Raw genomic sequence first — 916 nt, 5'->3', positions numbered from 1 at the left:
GTGGCGCCGGCGACGATGTTCTGATCGGCGGCTGGCACGACGACACCTATTTCTACGATCTCGGCGACGGCAACGATGTCATCGTAGAAGCCAGCTATGAGGGGAGTAACGACAGGCTTGTTTTTGGACCGGGTATTCTTGCTGAGCAACTAAGTTTTAGTTTTCACGCCTACGACATAGACACGCTGATCATACATTTGCCAGACGGCTCAACGATCACCATCAAAGATGCTTTCGGATCAGGCGGGGCTGGAATAGACCGTGTCGAGTTTGCAGACGGCACGATCTGGAATCGTGATCAACTTGCTGCGGTGGTGGGAAGAACACAGGCCTTGTTGAATGCCATTAGCGGTGACGGCGGCGCGAATACACTCCTCGGAACATCCGGAAACGACAGCTTGAAGGGTCTGGATGGCGCCGACACGATTTCTGGTGGCGCGGGCGACGACTATGCCGATGGCGGATGGGGCGACGACATCTATGTCTTCAATCGTGGTGATGGGCACGATGTGTTCTACGGCGACATCGGTTCCGACGCTTTGCGCTTTGGCGCCAACGTCTCTCCGGCCGATATCGTTGTGCAGCTGATGGAGGCTGATCACTCCTTCCTGACGCTGAAGATAGCGGGAACGACTGACGAGGTCAGCATCAGGGACGTTGAAAAGATCGAGTTCGCCGATGGCACGGTTTGGACGGAGACGCAGCTCTATAAGGTCTACGCTGACCAGAACTCGACTTCCGGTGATGACTATATCCATACTTATGACAGCAATGATGTGATCAATTCGGGTGCCGGTGACGATCGTATCTATGCTGACGAAGGTGACGACACGATCTCTGGCGGTGCTGGCGACGACTACGTCGATGCGGGTTATGGCCATGACACCTACGTCTTTAACCGCGGTGATGGCCGTGA

1 protein-coding gene is annotated in these 916 nt (G+C 55.1%); it reads left to right on the top strand.

What is annotated here, in order from left to right:
- A partial coding sequence (locus V6S97_RS29105; protein WP_334428450.1) for a calcium-binding protein occupies positions 1-916 on the top strand: 916 nt, incomplete at both ends.

Origin of the sequence: Agrobacterium sp. CCNWLW155, from assembly GCF_036888815.1 — a bacterium.
GTDB lineage: Bacteria > Pseudomonadota > Alphaproteobacteria > Rhizobiales > Rhizobiaceae > Agrobacterium > Agrobacterium radiobacter.
Note: the sequence above shows the minus strand (reverse complement) of the source record. Positions and strands in the feature narration are given on the sequence as shown.